The 18,439-nt window shown below is 40.3% G+C and carries 20 protein-coding genes; 10 read left to right on the plus strand and 10 right to left on the minus strand.

Going from position 1 to position 18,439, the window contains the following annotated elements:
- Nucleotides 1-2: 2 nt before the first annotated feature.
- Both AC0N32_RS01180 and AC0N32_RS01185 read right to left on the minus strand, forming a co-directional pair.
- A complete protein-coding gene (locus AC0N32_RS01180) occupies nucleotides 3-641 on the minus strand; it encodes a DUF2306 domain-containing protein (protein WP_476392052.1) in 639 nt (212 codons plus the stop codon).
- Nucleotides 642-745: 104 nt separating this feature from the next.
- A complete protein-coding gene (locus tag AC0N32_RS01185) occupies nucleotides 746-1,948 on the minus strand; it encodes a BaiN/RdsA family NAD(P)/FAD-dependent oxidoreductase (protein ID WP_476392053.1) in 1,203 nt (400 codons plus the stop codon).
- Nucleotides 1,949-2,249: 301 nt separating this feature from the next.
- On the opposite strand from AC0N32_RS01185, the gene AC0N32_RS01190 reads away from it, so the two are divergent.
- Both AC0N32_RS01190 and thiL read left to right on the plus strand, forming a co-directional pair.
- A complete protein-coding gene (locus AC0N32_RS01190; protein ID WP_476392054.1) occupies nucleotides 2,250-2,741 on the plus strand; it encodes an acyl-CoA thioesterase in 492 nt (163 codons plus the stop codon).
- An 81-nt stretch (nucleotides 2,742-2,822) separates the two neighbouring features.
- Nucleotides 2,823-3,875 carry a thiamine-phosphate kinase gene (gene thiL, locus AC0N32_RS01195; protein ID WP_476392055.1) on the plus strand — a complete coding sequence of 351 codons (1,053 nt, stop codon included), beginning with the start codon at nucleotides 2,823-2,825 and terminating at the stop codon, nucleotides 3,873-3,875.
- Nucleotides 3,876-3,961: 86 nt separating this feature from the next.
- Here thiL and pepT read toward each other — a convergent pair whose 3' ends face one another.
- The gene (gene pepT, locus AC0N32_RS01200) at nucleotides 3,962-5,209 is read right to left on the minus strand and encodes a peptidase T (RefSeq protein ID WP_476392056.1); all 1,248 of its coding nucleotides are present in this window, start codon (nucleotides 5,207-5,209) and stop codon (nucleotides 3,962-3,964) included.
- Between the two features lie 186 nt (nucleotides 5,210-5,395).
- Between pepT and AC0N32_RS01205 the strand changes: the two genes are divergently transcribed.
- Nucleotides 5,396-6,244, plus strand: coding sequence for a hydroxymethylglutaryl-CoA lyase (locus AC0N32_RS01205; protein WP_476392057.1), 849 nt, complete (start codon nucleotides 5,396-5,398; stop codon nucleotides 6,242-6,244).
- Nucleotides 6,245-6,273: 29 nt separating this feature from the next.
- The gene (locus tag AC0N32_RS01210) at nucleotides 6,274-7,110 is read left to right on the plus strand and encodes a sulfurtransferase (RefSeq protein WP_476392058.1); all 837 of its coding nucleotides are present in this window, start codon (nucleotides 6,274-6,276) and stop codon (nucleotides 7,108-7,110) included.
- 76 nt (nucleotides 7,111-7,186) lie between these two features.
- On the opposite strand, the gene AC0N32_RS01215 is transcribed toward AC0N32_RS01210, so the two are convergent.
- The 3 genes from AC0N32_RS01215 to AC0N32_RS01225 are packed head-to-tail and all read right to left on the minus strand — an operon-like array spanning nucleotide 7,187 to nucleotide 8,581.
- Nucleotides 7,187-7,513 (minus strand): SUF system Fe-S cluster assembly protein, encoded by a 327-nt coding sequence (locus AC0N32_RS01215; protein ID WP_042722805.1) that lies wholly within the window; start codon nucleotides 7,511-7,513, stop codon nucleotides 7,187-7,189.
- 3 nt (nucleotides 7,514-7,516) lie between these two features.
- Nucleotides 7,517-8,221: a 3'-5' exonuclease gene (locus tag AC0N32_RS01220; protein WP_476392059.1), complete on the minus strand. Its 705-nt coding sequence runs from the start codon at nucleotides 8,219-8,221 to the stop codon at nucleotides 7,517-7,519.
- A 12-nt stretch (nucleotides 8,222-8,233) separates the two neighbouring features.
- On the minus strand, nucleotides 8,234-8,581 hold the full coding sequence (locus AC0N32_RS01225) for a tRNA-binding protein (protein WP_476392060.1): 348 nt from the start codon (nucleotides 8,579-8,581) through the stop codon (nucleotides 8,234-8,236).
- Between the two features lie 269 nt (nucleotides 8,582-8,850).
- Between AC0N32_RS01225 and AC0N32_RS01230 the strand changes: the two genes are divergently transcribed.
- The 5 genes from AC0N32_RS01230 to AC0N32_RS01250 all read left to right on the plus strand — a co-directional run bounded on the left by AC0N32_RS01230 (nucleotide 8,851) and on the right by AC0N32_RS01250 (nucleotide 14,097).
- Entirely contained in the window at nucleotides 8,851-9,426 is a 576-nt protein-coding gene (locus AC0N32_RS01230; protein WP_476392061.1) for a DUF4840 domain-containing protein, read from the plus strand.
- A 97-nt stretch (nucleotides 9,427-9,523) separates the two neighbouring features.
- Entirely contained in the window at nucleotides 9,524-10,090 is a 567-nt protein-coding gene (locus AC0N32_RS01235) for an RNA polymerase sigma factor (RefSeq protein ID WP_476392062.1), read from the plus strand.
- Nucleotides 10,083-11,429, plus strand: a complete 1,347-nt coding sequence (locus AC0N32_RS01240; RefSeq protein ID WP_476392063.1) for an outer membrane beta-barrel protein — start codon at nucleotides 10,083-10,085, stop codon at nucleotides 11,427-11,429. Before AC0N32_RS01235 ends, AC0N32_RS01240 begins: the two co-directional genes overlap by 8 nt.
- Nucleotides 11,430-11,459: 30 nt before the next feature.
- A complete protein-coding gene (locus AC0N32_RS01245; protein WP_476392064.1) occupies nucleotides 11,460-12,431 on the plus strand; it encodes a T9SS type A sorting domain-containing protein in 972 nt (323 codons plus the stop codon).
- 130 nt (nucleotides 12,432-12,561) lie between these two features.
- On the plus strand, nucleotides 12,562-14,097 hold the full coding sequence (locus AC0N32_RS01250; protein WP_476392065.1) for a YifB family Mg chelatase-like AAA ATPase: 1,536 nt from the start codon (nucleotides 12,562-12,564) through the stop codon (nucleotides 14,095-14,097).
- Between the two features lie 6 nt (nucleotides 14,098-14,103).
- On the opposite strand, the gene AC0N32_RS01255 is transcribed toward AC0N32_RS01250, so the two are convergent.
- Nucleotides 14,104-14,580, minus strand: coding sequence for a YdeI/OmpD-associated family protein (locus tag AC0N32_RS01255; protein WP_476392066.1), 477 nt, complete (start codon nucleotides 14,578-14,580; stop codon nucleotides 14,104-14,106).
- 86 nt (nucleotides 14,581-14,666) lie between these two features.
- On the minus strand, nucleotides 14,667-16,868 hold the full coding sequence (locus AC0N32_RS01260) for a S46 family peptidase (protein WP_476392067.1): 2,202 nt from the start codon (nucleotides 16,866-16,868) through the stop codon (nucleotides 14,667-14,669).
- Nucleotides 16,869-16,979: 111 nt separating this feature from the next.
- On the opposite strand from AC0N32_RS01260, the gene AC0N32_RS01265 reads away from it, so the two are divergent.
- Complete coding sequence (locus AC0N32_RS01265; RefSeq protein ID WP_476392068.1) at nucleotides 16,980-17,408, plus strand: META domain-containing protein; 429 nt, start codon at nucleotides 16,980-16,982, stop codon at nucleotides 17,406-17,408.
- Between the two features lie 138 nt (nucleotides 17,409-17,546).
- Here AC0N32_RS01265 and AC0N32_RS01270 read toward each other — a convergent pair whose 3' ends face one another.
- Nucleotides 17,547-18,062: an SH3 domain-containing protein gene (locus AC0N32_RS01270; protein ID WP_476392069.1), complete on the minus strand. Its 516-nt coding sequence runs from the start codon at nucleotides 18,060-18,062 to the stop codon at nucleotides 17,547-17,549.
- A 17-nt stretch (nucleotides 18,063-18,079) separates the two neighbouring features.
- Nucleotides 18,080-18,364, minus strand: coding sequence for a DUF6232 family protein (locus AC0N32_RS01275; RefSeq protein WP_476392070.1), 285 nt, complete (start codon nucleotides 18,362-18,364; stop codon nucleotides 18,080-18,082).
- Nucleotides 18,365-18,439 lie beyond the last annotated feature (75 nt).

Raw genomic sequence — 18,439 nt, forward strand, 5'->3', positions numbered from 1 at the left:
TATCAGAGCCATTTTCTTGCAATTAAATATTCAATCAACAAAATATTGGGGACCCAGCCCAGCCATGCAATGATCTGATACACATCCATTGGATTCGGATAAAATAAATATACAATAATTACTTTCCACATCCGCAAGGTGATGGCAGAAATCGTTAGCGCAAAACTTCGCCACATCCATTGCTTGTGTTGTTTAAACTTCTTTTGCCTGGCGTAGTGATAGGCTTTAAGCGTTGAAAACCACCATAAACACCCTAAAATAACGAATGAGATCTTAGAAGACCATCCTCCATTGGCAAAAATACCCATATAGATGCCTGAAGGAGCAGCAAGGAGCAGGATCAGAAAAATATAGATCTTACCTGCATTCTTATGAAAATCACGGACCCCGAAATCTTTCCTGAGAATAGCTAAAAAGCCGGTGAGCAGAACAAAAATGCTTGTATAAACATGCGTGTAAAAGAAATAAAGATACTCCGGGCGGCCGGTAACTTCCGTCTGCTTTATCATTAAAAAACTGACCTCCTTATTCAGTGGAATATACTCCAGCGTAATGTTCAGCATCAGCCAAAAGAAATAGGCAAATCCTGCAATGAGAAGGATTTTAAAGATCTTTGGAATATTTTTTCTCGCAAAAAGCATTTTAGATTAAATTCTTTTAAACACGAATATCGCAAATATTCTCACAAATATTCACAAATAAAATGGTGTTATTCGTGGAAGCATTAGTCTGATTTGTGTTTACATCATTTCGAATTCAAATCCTGCGCAATCAGCCATGCTTCACTCCAGCAAGCCTGAAAATTAAAACCTCCGGTTACCGCATCAATGTTCAGCACCTCTCCTGCGATATAAAAATCGGGAAGTATCTTCGATGACATATTTTTGAAGTTAATTTCCTTTAAATCAACACCCCCGGCGGTCACGAATTCATCTTTAAAAGTTGACTTTCCGGTTACCTGAAATTTCTTTTTACAGAGATTTTCTATAATGGCCTGTACTTCTTTGCCTGAGACATTGGCGACCTGCTTGTTAAGATCGACTTTAGAAATTTCCAGAATTCTCTGCCAGAAACGGTTTGTTATTTCAAATATCTTTGACTGTCCGATCGTTTTTTTAGGATTAGACTGTCTGAATTTCTGAAACAGTGCTGTGGCTTCTTCCTCCTCTTTAGAAATAAAATTTACTACAATTTCAAAATTGTACTTCGCCTTTGCCAGATTAATTGCTTCCCAGGCCGAAATCTTTAGGATAGCCGGCCCAGAAAGCCCCCAATGAGTGATCAGCAGCGGACCGCTTTCTTCTGTCTTAAGCTTAGGAATAGAAGTTTCCGCCATTTCAAAGCTGGTTCCTGCAAGATCCTTCAGCAGATCATCTTTGATATTAAAAGTAAAAAGCGATGGAACCAGATCAACAATCTTATGTCCCAAATTTTCAATCATTTTCAGTGATTTCGGGGAACTTCCGGTAGTGTAGACGATATATTCTGCTTCGAAATCCCCTAAACTTGTCTTCACCAGATACTTTCCGTCAAGCTTTTCTATTTCCTTTACGGAGCATTTGGTTTTTACTTCAATATTTTTCTGCTGAATTTCCTGTTGCATCGCATTGATGATACTCTGCGACGAATTGCTTTCCGGAAAAACACGGTTGTCATTCTCAATCTTCAACGGGACTTTTCGGTTTTCAAACCACTCCATAGTATCTCCGGGCTGAAATTTAGTGAATACACTTAATAATTCCTTATTTCCACGCGGATAAAACCGAACCAGCTCTCGCGGATCAAAACAGGCGTGGGTCACATTACAGCGGCCGCCTCCGGAAATTTTCACTTTTTGAAGTACATCCGAGTTTTGTTCGAGAATGGTAATTTTGTACAGGCTTTCGTCAAGATTGGCAGCGCAGAAAAATCCTGCCGCACCACCTCCGATGATGATGATTCTTTTCATAGTTCTCTTAATCTTATGCTCAAGATTATTTTTGCAAAACTACAATTTTTATAAACCATCTTATTTGAGTAATTTTGAAGAATATAATTTTTTGATCAAAACCTAGAAATTATAAGTCACAAAAGTTTTTTTTAAACACATCAGGCACATTAGATTTTAGTCAACTGCGTTGCGTATATTTCAGATCATATAAGAAGAAAATCAAAGATGTTCAAAAATCGGTATATTCTTCTTATGGGTCAAAAAGTGAATTAAAAAAAACTTTTGTGGTAAATTAATTCATATTTAAAACAAAATTTAAATGATATTTTACCATAAATTCGAAGTGCGCTGGAGCGATCTCGATGCCAACAAACATTTGGCCAACTCATCTTATGTACAATATTGTGCACAGGCGAGGATGGCATTTATGACCAAAGAGAAAATGGGGGTTACCCAGCTTAGCCGTTGGGGAATCGGGCCGGTTATCCTGCATGAAAGATATTCTTTTTTCAAGGAAATATATGCCGACCAGATTGTCTTTGTAAGCCTGGAAATCGACGGATGTTCGGAAGATTCATCGATTTACCGTTTTGTACATAAATTCTATACTCCGGATGGTGTACATTGTGCGACTTCTGAAGCCACCGGTGTCTGGATCGATATGATGCTCCGAAAAATGACAACCCCACCGGATGATGTGGTGGAAGCCATGAATAAATACAAAACCCCGGAAACGGTAGTGCTGACCAAAGAGGATTTCAAGAAATTCCCTTTCCACCCGCATAATATTGATCCTTCGGAATTCAGTTAATCAATTGATAAGCGATAAATGACTGATAAAAATTGTTGGTGATCATTTATCAACTATCAAACATCAATTATAATTAAAAATATGTTTGAAGATAAATCACAGGAACTCACGCCGATCTCCAAATTGGGGGAATTCGGACTGATAAAGCACTTGACAGAACATTTTTCATTATCCAACGACTCTTCGGAGCTTGGAGTGGGAGATGATGCGGCAGTTATTAACCCCGAAAATAAAAAAGTCGTACTGACAACCGATGTTCTGGCGGAAGGGGTCCATTTCAATCTGGGATATGTTCCTTTAAAACATTTGGGATACAAAGCGGTGGTCGTTAACCTGAGTGATATTGCAGCCATGAATGCCACGCCGACCCAAATTCTCGTTTCTCTTGCTGTTTCCAATCGCTTTCCGGTGGAAGCGCTGGAAGAAATCTATGCCGGAATACAGGCAGCCTGCACAAGATATGAAGTTGACTTAATCGGCGGAGACACAACAAGTTCCAACGCCGGTCTCGTGATGAGCATCACAGCCATTGGTATGGAACACGAGGAAATCATTGTGAAAAGAAGCGGGGCAAAACCGAACGACCTTCTTGTGGTAACCGGTGATCTTGGTGGTGCCTATATGGGCCTTCAGATCCTGGAAAGAGAACACGCCGTTTTTCTCGCAGATCCGAATATGCAACCTGAAATGGAAGGCTATGACTATATCCTTGAAAGACAATTGAAGCCTGAGGCAAGAACAGATGTGAAAAGTATTTTAGAACAACTGGATATTAAGCCCACTTCGATGATTGACATTTCAGACGGCCTTGCTTCGGAAATTCTCCATCTTTCAGACCGTTCGGAAGTTGGATTCAGATTGTATGAAGAAAAAATACCTATGGACAGCCTGACGATTTCCACCGCGGATGAATTTAATTTAAATCCTGTCATGGCTGCATTGAGCGGCGGTGAAGATTATGAATTGTTATTCACCATTTCCCCGGACGATTTTGATAAGATTAAAAACCATCCTGATTTTACGATTATCGGGCACGCCGTTGAAAAAGAAGACGGCAACTTTATGGTAGCGAGAGGTTCTAATCAATTGGTTGCTTTGACAGCGCAGGGTTGGGATGCTTTTTTAAATCAATAATTTACTTTTGCGAGAGATAAAAAAACTTTGTCAAAGTTTAAAACTTTGACAAAGTTATATTTCGCTAATCAGACTAAACAGTCTCCTTACGCTTTCACAATATTAAGAATCACTTCCATCGCTTTTTCCATACTTTCCAGTGCCACATATTCGTAAGGCCCGTGGAAATTGATTCCTCCCGCGAAAATATTCGGACACGGAAGCCCCATATAAGACAACTGGGCGCCGTCGGTCCCCCCTCTGATCGCTTTAATTTTAGGTTCGATTCCGGCTTCTTTCATTGCGGCTGCAGCCAGATCAATGATGTGCATTTTGCCTTCAAACTGCTGCTTCATGTTTCGGTACTGCTCTTTAATTTCAATTTCAGCGGTTCCTTCACCATGTTTCTGATTAAACTCAGCAACCTTTCCTTCCATGAATTTCTTTCTTGCCTCAAATTTATCGGCATCGTGGTCACGGATAATGTATTGCAATTTAGCCTCAGAAATATCGGCATTCAAGTCCATCAAATGATAGAAACCTTCAAAACCTTTCGTTGTGGCCGGGGTTTCGTTGGCCGGAAGCATCTGAGCAAACTCGGAAGCCAGCAATGCTGCATTCACCATTTTTCCGTAGGCATAACCCGGATGTACACTCAGTCCATGAATTTTTACGACGGCTCCTGCGGCATTAAAATTTTCGTATTCCAGCTCTCCTACTTCACCGCCATCCATGGTGTAAGCGAATTCCGCCCCGAATTTCGCAACATCAAATTTATGGGCTCCTCTTCCGATTTCTTCATCAGGGGTAAATCCTACTGCTATTCTTCCATGTTTGATTTCCGGATGAGCGATCAGGTATTCTGCAGCGGTTACGATCTCAGCACAACCCGCTTTGTCATCGGCTCCCAGAAGGGTATTTCCGTCTGTCGTGATCAGGGTCTGGCCGGTATATTTTTTCAGGCTTTCAAATTTTGAAGGGGACAAAGTAAATCCTGTAGTTTTATTTAAAACAAGATCTCCTCCATCGTAATTTTCCCATACCTGAGGTTTTACATTTTCCCCGCTGAAGTCCGGCGACGTATCATAATGAGAAATGAATCCGATCGTTGGCTTATCGCTGGCCTCAAGATTAGAAGGAATATAGCCCATGATGTAGCCGTTCTCATCGATTGAAACGTCTTCCAGGCCGATTGTTTTCAGCTCTTCTGTGATATAGTTTGCGATATCCCACTGTCGTTCGGTAGACGGTGTGGTTTCACTTTCAGCATCGCTGGTTGAATATATTTTTACATAATTAAGAAAACGGTTCAGTAACTTTTCTTTCCACAACGGGTTGAATTCTATTGCGCTCATTATTAGTATTGATTTCCGGCAAAGTTAGCAATTTTGAGGTTCAGAATAGTTTATTTGTAACCTGATATCCTTAATCGAAATTTTAAATAACATATAACCGTTTGACAATCAAAATAATGGTAGATTTACTGAGGATACCGCTAAATTGTTTAGTTTTATTATATTTGAGAAAATCTAAAAGTAAAAATGTTTCTTACTGAATGTCCGCGTGATGCAATGCAGGGTTGGGGAGAATTTATCCCCACAGATAAAAAAATAGATTACATCAATTCTCTGATGGATGTTGGCTTTGATGTGCTTGATTGCCTGAGCTTTGTATCTCCGAGAGCAATTCCGCAAATGGCAGATTCTGCCGAAGTTGCCGAAAATATTGACAAATCCCGATCCAATACCAAAGTTTCCGCGATTATCGGGAACTATCGTGGCGCAGAAAAGGCTCTGAAACATGAGTCGGTAGATATTCTAGGGTTTCCGTTTTCTATTTCGGAAACTTTTCAGCACAGGAATACCAACAAAAGCCAGGAAGAAGCTTTTAACGAGATTGTAAGGATGCTTGAACTCGCAAAAAGCGAAAATAAGCAGCTTAATATTTATTTCTCTATGGCCTTTGGAAATCCTTACGGCGAAATGTGGAAATGGGAAGATGTAGATTTGTGGGCACAACGCTTTTCAGAAATTGGAATTAAAGACATCTTACTATCTGATACAACGGGTGTTGCAACACCTGAAACGATCGCTCTTTTATTTGATAAAATTCCAGCAAAATATCCTGAGATCAATTTCGGGGGACATTTTCACAATAGGTATGAAGATTCGTACTCCAAACTAAAATCGGCGTATGACAAAGGCTGCCGCAGATTCGACAGTGCCATTAAAGGAATCGGCGGATGTCCGATGGCCAAAGATGATCTCGTGGGAAATATGCCGACCGAACAGGTTATTAATTTTATGAGTGTGGAAAAAGTAAACCATAAACTGAACCTGCTTCATTTCGAAAGTTCTTATAACAAAGCGAAAGATATTTTTCATTTTTAAAGAAAATCATCATCTAAAATATACAGGCCATGTCTCCAATAATTTCACCTTCGGAACTCAAAAATTTATCCCCGGAAAAGCTTATCATTCTGGATGCCAGAGTGGGTAAAGATATTTACGGAAGTTATCTGGATAAGCACATTAAAGGAGCAAGGTTCATCGATCTCGACAAGCATCTGGCGGAAATCGGGGAAAATGCAGCATTTGGAGGCAGGCATCCTTTGCCGGATGTTCAAAAATTCGCCAAAACCATTTCCGACCTTGGAATTGGTGAAGATTCCCATATTATCGTTTATGATGATAAAAACGGAGCCAATGCCGCGGCAAGAGCCTGGTGGATGCTGACAGCTTTCGGATTTGAAAAAGTACAGGTTCTGAACGGCGGTTTCCAGAATGCAGAGAAGGAAGGCCTGGATTTTTCTTCCGGGAAGGAAACTTTTAACAAAGCTGAGATCATCGAAAAAGGAAGCTGGCTTCTTCCCGTATCAACATTGGAAAACACTGAAAATGAATTAACAAGCTGTTCTTCTACGGTGATTGATGTCCGGGATGCCTATCGTTATAAAGGTAAATCTGAGCCGATTGACCTGGTAGCCGGCCATATTCCCGGAGCGATCAATATTCCTTTTACTGAAAACCTGGATGAAAAGGGTCATTTTCTTTCGCCGGAACTGTTGAGAAAGAAGTATTCTGAATTGCTGGAAGGAAAACCCACAAGTTTAATCGTGCACTGCGGTTCAGGAGTAACAGCCTGCCATACTATTCTGGCGCTGGCTTATGCAGGATTCGATCTTCCTTCTCTGTATGTAGGTTCCTGGAGCGAATGGAGCAGAAGAGAAGGTAAAGAGATCGCAAGAGAGGTCTGAAACCATTATTATTTATATTTAAAAAAAAATAAAGGCTGTCAAATTTAAGTGACAGCCTGATTTATTTTAACCTGAATTAAAGCATTCCCAGCTCAAATTTGGCTTCTTCGCTCATCATATCTTTATGCCAGCTTGGCTCAAAAGTAAGCTCCAGATCGACACTTTTTACATTTTCTACTTCGGCTACCTTGTCTTTAACTTCCTGTGGGAGTGTTTCTGCAACCGGACAGTTGGGTGTGGTAAGGGTCATGATGATTTTAACATCCGCATCATCGGAGATCTGAACGTCATAAACAAGTCCCAGCTCGTAGATATCTACCGGAATTTCAGGGTCATATACGGTTTTCAAGACTTTGATAATCTCTTCACCTATGTCAGCAATCTGATCGTCTGTAAATTTCATTTTTTAATCTAAATTGATATACCTTTTCAATAAATCTTCCTGACGCATGCGGCGGAAAATGTTCGCCAAAGTTAAGACATCTTTTTCACAATAGTCTACTATTCTTTGCAAGTCTTTCTCTATGTAGTAGATTGATGAAACCATTGAGCCGTCGATATCATCTTTAGGGGTCGGAATTCCGAAGAGATGCGCCAGTAATTCAAGAGAGACAAAGCTTTTATAATCCCCGAATTTCCATAGCTCCATGGTGTCGATATGTGGGATTTCCCAAGGCTTTTTCCCAAACATCTGAAATGGAACGGGCGGCATCATTCCATTGATGAGGAATCTTCTGGCAATCCAGGGAAAATCAAACTCTTTCCCGTTGTGGGCACATAGAATGACATCCCTGAGCCGTTGGCTGTTGAAGATTTCTCCGAATTCAAGAAGAATCTTCTTTTCGTCATCTCCGGCAAAGCTTTTGATTTTTAAGGTGTCATTTTTCTCAAGCATTCCGATTGTGATGCAGATGATTCTCCCGAACTCGGCCATAATTCCTGCTCTTTCGAAATAGAATTCTCCTGCGGAAATTTCATCTTTTCTCTGGTGTTTCGTTTTTTTATCCCAAAGCATCTGTTCGGTTTCGGAAAGCTCTTCCCAGGCTCCGGATCCCGGAACAGTCTCAATATCAATAAATAAAACCCTTTCTATAGGAATGTGTTGTATCATTTGCTTTTATTTTTATCCTACCTGCTGCCCATTTTTTGCCGGCAACGAAGATGTTAAAAGAGTGACGTCTTTTTTATCTTCTCCGTATATTCCCAACACCAAACATTCGCTGAAGAAGTTGGCAATCTGCTTTTTAGGGAGATTAACGACAGCAAGAATCTGCAGGCCGATCAATTCTTCTTTTTGATATAATGAGGTGATTTGTGCGGAAGATTTCTTCACTCCCAAGTCACCAAAATCAATTTCAAGCTGATAAGACGGATTTCTGGCCTTTTCAAAAGTATTTACCGAAATGATGGTTCCGCATCTGATATCTATCTTTTCAAAATCTGCCCATGAAATTTCAGGTTTTATTTCCATGATAATGAATTAATTATAATTTAATATTTACGCACAAAACACTTGACATAAAGTTAAGAGGTTTGTTTTTACGCAAAACTCGTTCATAACAAAAGTATTAAAATAATGAAAATTAAATAATTTTTTGAAATATAAAAATTTTAGCCTTAATAATCAGCTTATTACGGATTTTTCACAAAATATAATAAATTGCCATGCAAGATTTCTCGAAATCAGGATTTATGTCAATGAGTACTCAAGCATAATGTTTAATGATAAAATTTAAAATAATGAAGAAAAAAGCAGTACTTCACATTTTAGTCTTTATGGGAATCGTTCTTTTGAGCATTCCACTAATATCTTGTCTAAATGAAAATTATGACCCTGTCCCTGTAAAGACAGATGACGTTAATGGCAGTTACAGGGCAAGAATTGTAATCTCACAGGGAGGAATATACAATGAAAAGATTACTGATTTTGCCGCTAAAGACAGTGTTATTACTTTCAGTGATTTTCCGGTGAAAGAGATCGTAAAGAACATTGTAAAAGATCCGGTAAAAGCTGAAGCTGTTTTGGCAGATTTAGATAAAATTGAATATAAACTGAATTTTAAACCCCGATTAAATGCAGCCCAGAATATCGTAGAACTCACTTTTGAACCCGAGGCTCTCATTTTCCAGATCGCACCGGATGGCATACCCAAAACTGTTTCGGTGAAGATGACCGCCAAACAAAAAGGTTTTTTTGTGGGCTATGACCATTCTTTGAGGTTTGCATGGGAAGCAGAAAAAATAACCGTTGAAAGCGTGGATCTGACCCCATATCAGACCATAAAGTATGAAATTCCGATTAGTATTAAAAATTAGGCAATGGTTATTGGCAGGATAGGCAGGCTTCTGTGGGAGCCGTCTATCTTTGCATTATGTTAAGTAAATGGCTACCCGAAAGGTCGTCATAAGATCAATGAAAGAAAGTAACGAACAGATTTTAGTGAGCCGTCTTTGGAAAAAGGAAGAAGCGGCCTGGAAAGAGCTTTTCGAAGTTCATTCGGGTAGCCTGGCCTATGTCTGTTCGAGATACATCACCGACCGTGACAGCGTGAATGATGTGCTGCAAAACAGCTTTATAAAGATGTTCCGTTCCATAGATTCTTTTGAATTCAGAGGAGACGGTTCACTGAAAGCCTGGATAACGAAAATCGTGGTGAATGAATCTTTAAAGCAAATTAAACAAAAGATCGATTTTAAAGCCATTGGGGATGACTCCCAAATCGCTGAACCTGAAGATGAAGACGGGCCCGGTCTGGAGGAAATATCACGGCAGGAAATCATGAATATCATCCAGATGCTTCCCGACGGCTACCGAAAGGTTTTCAACCTGTTTGTCTTTGAAGGGAAGAGTCACCGGGAGATCGGGGAATTACTGGGGATTGCTGAAAACTCTTCAGCTTCACAGTTTCACAGAGCAAAATCAATGCTTGCCCGGAAAATAAAAGAATATAAAATGTCTAAAACAGCGCAATATGAGTAATGAATGGTTAAATGATCTGCGCAGAAAGATGGAAGGTCATACAGAAGATGTTCCTGATGGATTGTGGAAGAGCATCAGTGAAGAATTATTTGTAAAGGTTCAAGACCAGGCGATGCCGGGCCCGGTTCCCAATGACCTCAAGGCGCAGAAGGCTGTTAATACATTTAATCATCTGCCGTTATGGTACCGTATCGGCGGTGTTGCAGCAGCCATTGGCCTGTTCTTGATTCTGGGTAAGCTATTTTATTTTCAGGAAAAAAATCTAAAAAAAGAATTTAAAAAAGAATACAAAATCACCCGAAGAGATTTTGATAACGGATCATTATCGACACCGGATCATCATGAAAAAAGATCAATACAAGCTATTGAAAAAGAGGAATTTAAACTAAAAACAGATGCTTCCGCTATAAATAATATTAAAATTTCATCACGGAATATTAATCCGGTGATCAATAATCCAGGACATACTGAAGACAAAACCTTTTTCAACCTGAGTTCAGCACCGGAAAAAAAAACGGCTCCTTTATCACAACAGCAAGGTAATGAAGAGGCTGAATCCAGCAGCCTGATGACAAAAGAGGAAAGGGAATGGAAAGAAAAGTTTGAGAATGACCCAAAAGCAAAGCTTGCAAAAAATAAAACTGAAAAAAAATGGATGTTCGGTCTTTCCACCGGCAACGCATCTTCAAATGCTACCGACCAGTTCCCCGGATATGCCACGTTGAACGGAACAACGCCAAGCCTTCCTGAAATGTGGGGACTGGAAACAGGCGAAGATCCTTTAATGGCCATCCTGCTGGCCAATCAGGATAAAAAGGTCGAGGCGACCATCAGGCACAAAACACCGGTGACTTTCGGAGCGTCAGTTTATAAGAATTTAGGAAGCAGATGGAGTATTGGATTGGGAATCAATTACACCAAACTTGCAGCAAACCTCACATCCGGAAGCCCTTCTGATTTTATCAGCAGCGAGCAGAACCTTCACTATGTCGGTATTCCTTTTCAGGTAAATTACGATGTCATCAGGAAAGGAGCTTTTACAGGTTATCTGACGGGTGGAGGCTCAGTAGAAAAAATGGTCGCAGGAGACATCAAAACCAAATACATCGTTGACGGCGCTGTGAAACAGGAAACGAAGGAGAAAATCGACCAAAAACCTGTTCAGGCATCGGTAAATGCGGCGGTTGGTCTTCAGCTGAAGGTGGTAAAATACATCGGGATTTATGCAGAGCCGGGAATAGGTTATCACTTTAAAGATAACAGCTCGCTCAATACCATTTACAAAGAAAAACCGCTGAACTTCAATCTGAAATTCGGAGTCAGGATATTGCTTGATTAATCTGAAAATAAAACCATTAAATAACACTATATGCAAACAAAACTGATTTTTTTTAGCTTTTTATTTTTAAGTTTTTTAAATATAAAAGCACAGCAATGCACCCCGGAAATTACAAGTCCGCGTCTCGGAACCATGTTCCCTGAAAAGATTGTTTTCTGTAATACGGAATCAGAAACCCTTTCTACAATCCAAACCTACGCTACGTATCAATGGTATAAGCAGGAATGGGACTGGCAGACTCCGAATACCAATCCTTGGGTAGCGATTCCAGGCGCAACATCGCAGACCTTAACGATTAATGGAACCGATGATATGCTGTATTATTTTAAAGTGGAAGTGACGCAGGCCGACTGTACCGCGGAAAGTTCACCGGTTCTTGCAGACGGATACGCTTATGGGCTTCCTTTCATGATGGTAGACCTGCAGCCGGGAACTTATGAGGAGATTGCGCCGGGAGAATACAATGTTTGCGAAGGAGCTTCAGTACAGTTTAACGACGGGTTTCCAGAGCTTTATGGCGTTCATACTTGGTTCAGCTGTCTTCCGGGGAATAATCCGCCTTCCTCTTCGGATCCATGTATCATCCCGGGCGAGACCGGAGATTCTTATACCGCGACAACATCAGGAACTTTCGGATTTTATGCCTGTACGACGTATTGCCCCGATCAGTGTGAAATGCTTTCGGAATTTGCTTTTACAAAGTTGAATTTCGGAAACTGGGACTTCTGCACCAACCTCGGAACAGGAGAGACAAAACCGAAGGAGAACAACCTGAGCGTTTACCCGAACCCTGCATCTCAGGTCATTTATATCGGAAAAGCGTCTGACAAAAAATATCCTGAGGTGTCCATCATCGATATGTCCGGAAAACTGATTTTTCAGAAAAAGGATCACCGATTCTCAGAGTCTATTGATGTAAGCACGCTGGTTCCGGGAACATATATTATTGTTTCTAAATCTGAGAGCGGAAAAGTATTTAAAAATAAATTTATTAAGAAATAGATCTAAGTGATAGTTTGAATTCAATTTGATGCAAGGCTCGGGATTAATTTCCTGAGCCTTTTTAATTTAAATTCCATTTTCATCGGAAGGTGATTGTAAAATTTATTATTTTTGCATCAAAACACGGACAATGTTGATAAAAATTTATGGAAGTGCCATTCATGGCGTTTCGGCACAGACGATTACGATTGAAGTAAATGTTGATACCGGCGGTGTCGGATATCATCTCGTCGGTCTTCCGGATAATGCCATTAAAGAAAGCAGCTACAGGATTTCTGCCGCTCTGAAAAATGTCGGATTCAAGATTCCGGGCAAAAAAATCACGATTAACATGGCGCCTGCCGATCTTCGTAAAGAAGGTGCCGCCTACGACCTGAGCATAGCCCTTGGTATTCTTGTGGCCTCTGATCAGATTATTGCTGAAAACATCCAGGATTATATCATTATGGGAGAGCTTTCTCTCGACGGGACTTTACAGCCGGTACGCGGTGTCTTGCCGATTGCCATCCAGGCCCGTGAAGAAGGCTTTAAAGGAATCATCCTTCCGAAACAGAACACCCGTGAAGCAGCGATCGTAAACAACCTGAATGTCTTTGCGGCAGAAAACATTAAAGAAGTCATTGATTTTTTTAATGAAGGCACGCCGCTCGAAAAAGTCGAAATAGATACCCGGAAAGAGTTCCAGGAAAGAATCAACGATTTTCCTTTTGATTTTTCCGAGGTCAAAGGTCAGGAAACGGCAAAGCGCGCCATGGAGGTTGCAGCCGCCGGTGGACATAATATTATTTTAATTGGCCCTCCCGGAAGTGGAAAAACGATGCTGGCCAAAAGGGTTCCGAGTATTTTGCCGCCGTTAAGTTTAAAAGAAGCTTTGGAAACAACAAAAATACATTCCGTTGCTGGTAAGATGGGAACTGAAACTTCTTTAATGACCGTACGTCCGTTTCGGGCTCCACATCATACTATTTCTGATGTAGCCCTTGTCGGTGGCGGCGGCTATCCGCAACCCGGAGAGATTTCCCTTGCTCACAACGGCGTCCTTTTCCTCGATGAAATGCCCGAATTCAAAAGAACAGTGCTGGAAGTCATGAGACAGCCTCTTGAAGATCGTGAAGTCACGATTTCAAGGGCGAAATTTACGGTAAATTATCCCGCAAGTTTTATGCTGGTCGCCTCGATGAACCCAAGTCCCAGCGGTTTTTTTCCTGACGATCCCAACAATACTTCTACCGTCTACGAAATGCAGCGCTACATGAATAAACTTTCAGGGCCGCTTCTGGATAGAATTGATATTCATATTGAAGTACAAAAGGTAGAATTTGAGCAACTGGCAGAAAGAAGAAAAGGGGAAAAAAGTGAAGAGATCAGAAAACGGGTGCTCATGGCCCGCGAAATTCAAAGAGAACGATATCAAGATTTGAAAATAAGCTACAATGCTCAAATCGGACCAAAAGAAATTGAAAAATACTGTGAATTGGATGAAGCCTCATTCAGCCTTATAAAAACAGCGATGGAAAAGCTGAACCTGTCTGCAAGAGCCTACGATCGTATTCTGAAAGTAGCCCGAACCATCGCCGATCTGGAAGGTTCTGAAAATATTCTTTCATATCATATTTCGGAAGCCATACAATACAGAAGTCTGGACAGGGAATTTTGGAATGGGTGATGTAAATCATACTCCTTTTTTCCCCTCCAGAATCATCTTGATCATTTTGGTTTTTCTGCTTTCACGGGTGTCGGTTTTTTTAGCTTCACTAATCCATCGGATATATTCTTTCCGGTGTGTGTAGCTCATTTTATCAAACAATGCTTTTGCTTCAGGGTTTTCATTAAAAACGGCAAGAATATCATCCGCTATTTCAACGGTTCTTTCTTCCTTATCTTCGGTAAGGCTTACGGAAATTTCATCCCCGAAAGTTTTGCCCAGCTCTTTTCTTATTTCCCGGGTAAGCCCTAAAATATGAGAGTTGGATTTCATTTTAGCCAAACTTCCGCGGTATTCTACCTTACCATCAAAGACTGCCTTGATTTTTACCTGTCCTTTCTTGTTAAATAATTCTTCCGTAGAAAATGGAAATTCCACAAAGGCCGCGTTCATATTGCCGCTTTGCTTAATGATCGCCTTGAATCGAATGAGTTGAGGTTTCATTAGTAAGAAAATTTTATGGCTAATTTATTCAAAAATAAAAGCCGCAAAAGAAAACTTTCGCGGCTTTAAAAATTTATCGGTTAGGATTATTTTCTTTTACCTTTAGCAGAAGTTGCCTTAGGCATTTTTGTTTTGGTATCGGCAGGCGTGTTTTCGTCTCTTACCAACTTCAATTCGTCGATCAGTCTTCTGGCACCGGCGTATTTGTCGATCGTCCAAAGTACGAAACGAACGTCTACGTTGATGGTTTTTTGCCATTCCGGTTCGAAAACGATGTCACCGCTTAAGGCTTCGCTGTTTCCGTCGAAGGCAAGACCGATAAGGTTTCCGTCTCCGTCGATTACCGGTGAACCAGAGTTTCCTCCAGTAATATCATTGTTGGAAAGGAAGTTAACCGGCATATACCCTTTAGCATCAGCATATTGACCGAAATCTTTAAGGTTGTAAAGGTCAATTACTCTTTGCGGAAGATCGAATTCTTCATCTCCTTTCTTGTATTTCCCTACAAGACCGGTCATATCCGTATAATAGTTATCCGTAACACCGAAGTAGTTTCTGTCTGCTCTGATGGGTAATGTATCTACGGTTCCGTATGTAAGTCTCATGGTAGAGTTAGCATCCGGATAGAACTTTTTCTCAGGCATTGCTTTCATTAATCCTGCTAAGAATAGTCTGTTGTTTTTAGCAAAATTATCATCAATCTTCACGAATCTTTCTGCTGAAACTTTCTGATCAGCTACAATTCCGTTGGCAATTTTCCAAAGCGGATCGGCATCCAATTTCAGTTTGTCAGGGTTTAATACAAAGTTCGTTGCTGAAGTTTTGTTGGCAAATATGGAAGAATAAGCAACATTGGAAAGGTTTTTAGCATCAAGCCCCATGATCGTTTCTGAAGCGACGTCCTTGTTTACTCTTGTCTGGTAAAGATTGACCATAGAATTCATCATTTCACCTTCAAGCTTGGTGTTGATGTTTTCGTAAGCTGATTTTAAAGCAGCATCTACTTTAGGCTTCATGGCAAGTCTTCCTTTCATATCCTGATCTGCGTAGGCTTTAAGAACGCTGCCCACCTGTAAAGCCAGGGAGAAGTATTTTGCATTTCTCGAAAGCTGAGACATATACATTCTTTCGACATTTCGGTCTGAAGTCTGTTTGTAATAAATGGCGATATCGTCTAAAACCGTTTCGTATTCAACAATATTTGCCGGCTGAACCGCCCATGTTTTGAATCTTTCTTCTACCTTCTGTTTGTCGGTAATGGTTCCGTTTTTAATAACGGCATCGATAGTACCCTGTCTGTTTTTCCAGTAGTTTGCCACTGATGCGTATTGTGAGGCATAGTTAAGCTGGGTTCCTTTATCCTTGTCCATATATTTTTTCATAACATCCATGGCAAGTTTGGAAGCTTCAACCCAAGCCGGGTAATCTTTATTGACCATCTGCTGAATTCCGTAAGACGTCAGGTAACGGTTGGTTCTTCCCGGATACCCTAAGATCATTGAGAAATCTCCCGGCTTCACGCCTTTAAGGGAAACGGGTAAGAAATGCTTCGGTTTTAACGGAACATTGCTTGGAGAATATTCAGCCGGATTTCCTGCTGCATCGGCGTATACTCTGAAAACCGTGAAATCTGCCGTATGTCTTGGCCACTCCCAGTTATCGGTATCCCCTCCGAATTTTCCTAATGCGGATGGCGGAGCTCCCACCAATCTGATATCTTTATAATCCTGGTAAACAAAATAATAAAATTCATTTCCGTTGAAGAAATCTCTTACTACTACCGTATATTTTCCGTTTTCAGAATTTTCAGACTGGATCGCTTTGGTTTCCGCATCGATCACTGCTTTTCTTTCTGCAGCGGACATATTGTTGTTTAATTTTGAATTGATTCTCTGCGTAGCATCATCCATTCTTACCAAAAATCTTACATAAAGATCTTTAGCATTGAATTCGTCTTTCTGCTTCATGGCCCAGAATCCGTTTTTCAAATAGTCTTTTTCCGGAGTAGAAGCTGCTGCTACCGCACCGTAACCGCAGTGGTGGTTGGTGAAGATAAGGCCCTGCCCGGAAACGATTTCTCCCGTACAGAATCCTCCGAAGCTTACGATGGCATCTTTTAAGCTCGAATTATTCACGGAATAGATTTCTTCCGGTGTAAGATGCAAACCTTCTTTTTGCATATCGACACCATTAAGTCTTTTAACAAGCATTAACAACCACATTCCTTCATCTGCCCTAATCTGAGCAAAGCTTAAAAGGAAAGTGAATAGTAGAAGTATTCTTTTCATTTTATAAAATAATTTTTGTGTGGCTAATTTACTAATTTTTACCATATTCTGGCCCCGGAATGGTATGAAATTGGTTTTTGGAAGCGTATGAGAGCAATAATAGTTTCGATTTTGAGTATTTTATTTTCAGGAATGCTGCTGAATTGTAGTGCTGTAAACGGCCATACTTCCTCACCTGATAAAAATTTTCAGATCCAAAGAGAATGGATGCTGGTAAGTTTCGGGGATTATACGAAATCTGATCTGATGAAGAACGGTGCCAAAGTAAACCTGACCCAAAAGGTGGAAAATGATAAAATAAAAGGGACCGCCTTCATGGGCTGCAACAGCATGTTTTTCACTGCTGAATTTAAAAGCGACGGCAACGTAAAAATCTCGGAGATCGGTTCGACTTTGAAAGCCTGTCAGGACATGAAACTGGAAACCGATTTTGCCAAAACATTTAGGAATATGACAAAATATGCCATCAAAGGACATACCTTAAGCGTCACCGATGACCATGGGAATAAAATGGAGTTTATAGCGGCAGACTGGGATTAAATAAAGTAAAAAAGCGAAGAAAATTCTTCGCTTTTTTAATGGTTCCGGTTTATATTAATTGCGTTTTAACTTTCTTCTTCGTTAATCTTAAATTGTTTAAAATCAGGATTGAATGATATTAAACAACCTTTTGTTTAGTTATTTCACATTTTTATAATAAACGTATCCTTTCTTACCACTCGATTTCACCTGTACTTTATACCATTCCCCTTCTTTTGCTAACTGAATCAGCTTGGCATTTTTAGAAACAATGGTTACTATTTTAGAGCGGACCGATGGTTTTTCATAAATATTCACCGCTCCGATGCCTGCGAGATATCTGTTGTTGGAATTGACATTGACATTCAGTTCAACTTTCGGACTCTTACCTGAATTATTTTTTGGAGAGGTATGGGAACTTGAAGTTTTGTGTTTTTTAGATTTAGCTTTCTTGTAAGAGCTTCCGGAATACGATGTTTCTGAAGATCTTCCGCTACATTTGCCGCAGGTTCCTCCGCTACCGCAATGTCCGCATCGGGAACAGTTGCTGCATGCCGTACAATAGGCAGAACCTGTACATCTTCCACCGTGTCCCAGGTTATCGTTTGCTTTTACACAGGAATGTAAAAGGATGAGGCCAAAGGCCAGTATGATGAAGGGTATTAGTTTTTTCATGGTTGTTCTTATTTTAATCATCCTCTGTAAACTATAGCATTATTTAATGCATTCACAATTTTTTGAATATAAATTTTATCTTGTGAAAGAATACTGTTTGCTTCACCTGCATTTGTACTGATTCTTACAGCATAATCGTTTTTGATACCGAACAGCCACAGAATTGCAAGAACTATAATTATTAGTCCTATCCAAAAAACATCTCCGGAAAACAAAAATGGGAATCCCATCAGAAACATAACTATAGGGCCGACACGGCTTTTTTTAATTTCAAAAACATGTACTGAAGAAATATTTCTCATAGCATAAGTTTTGATCGTGTAACAAATCTTAATTGGGTAACTGTAACAGACCCATCGTTGTAAAATTGAGTTTCA

Source organism: Chryseobacterium endophyticum, from assembly GCF_056333165.1.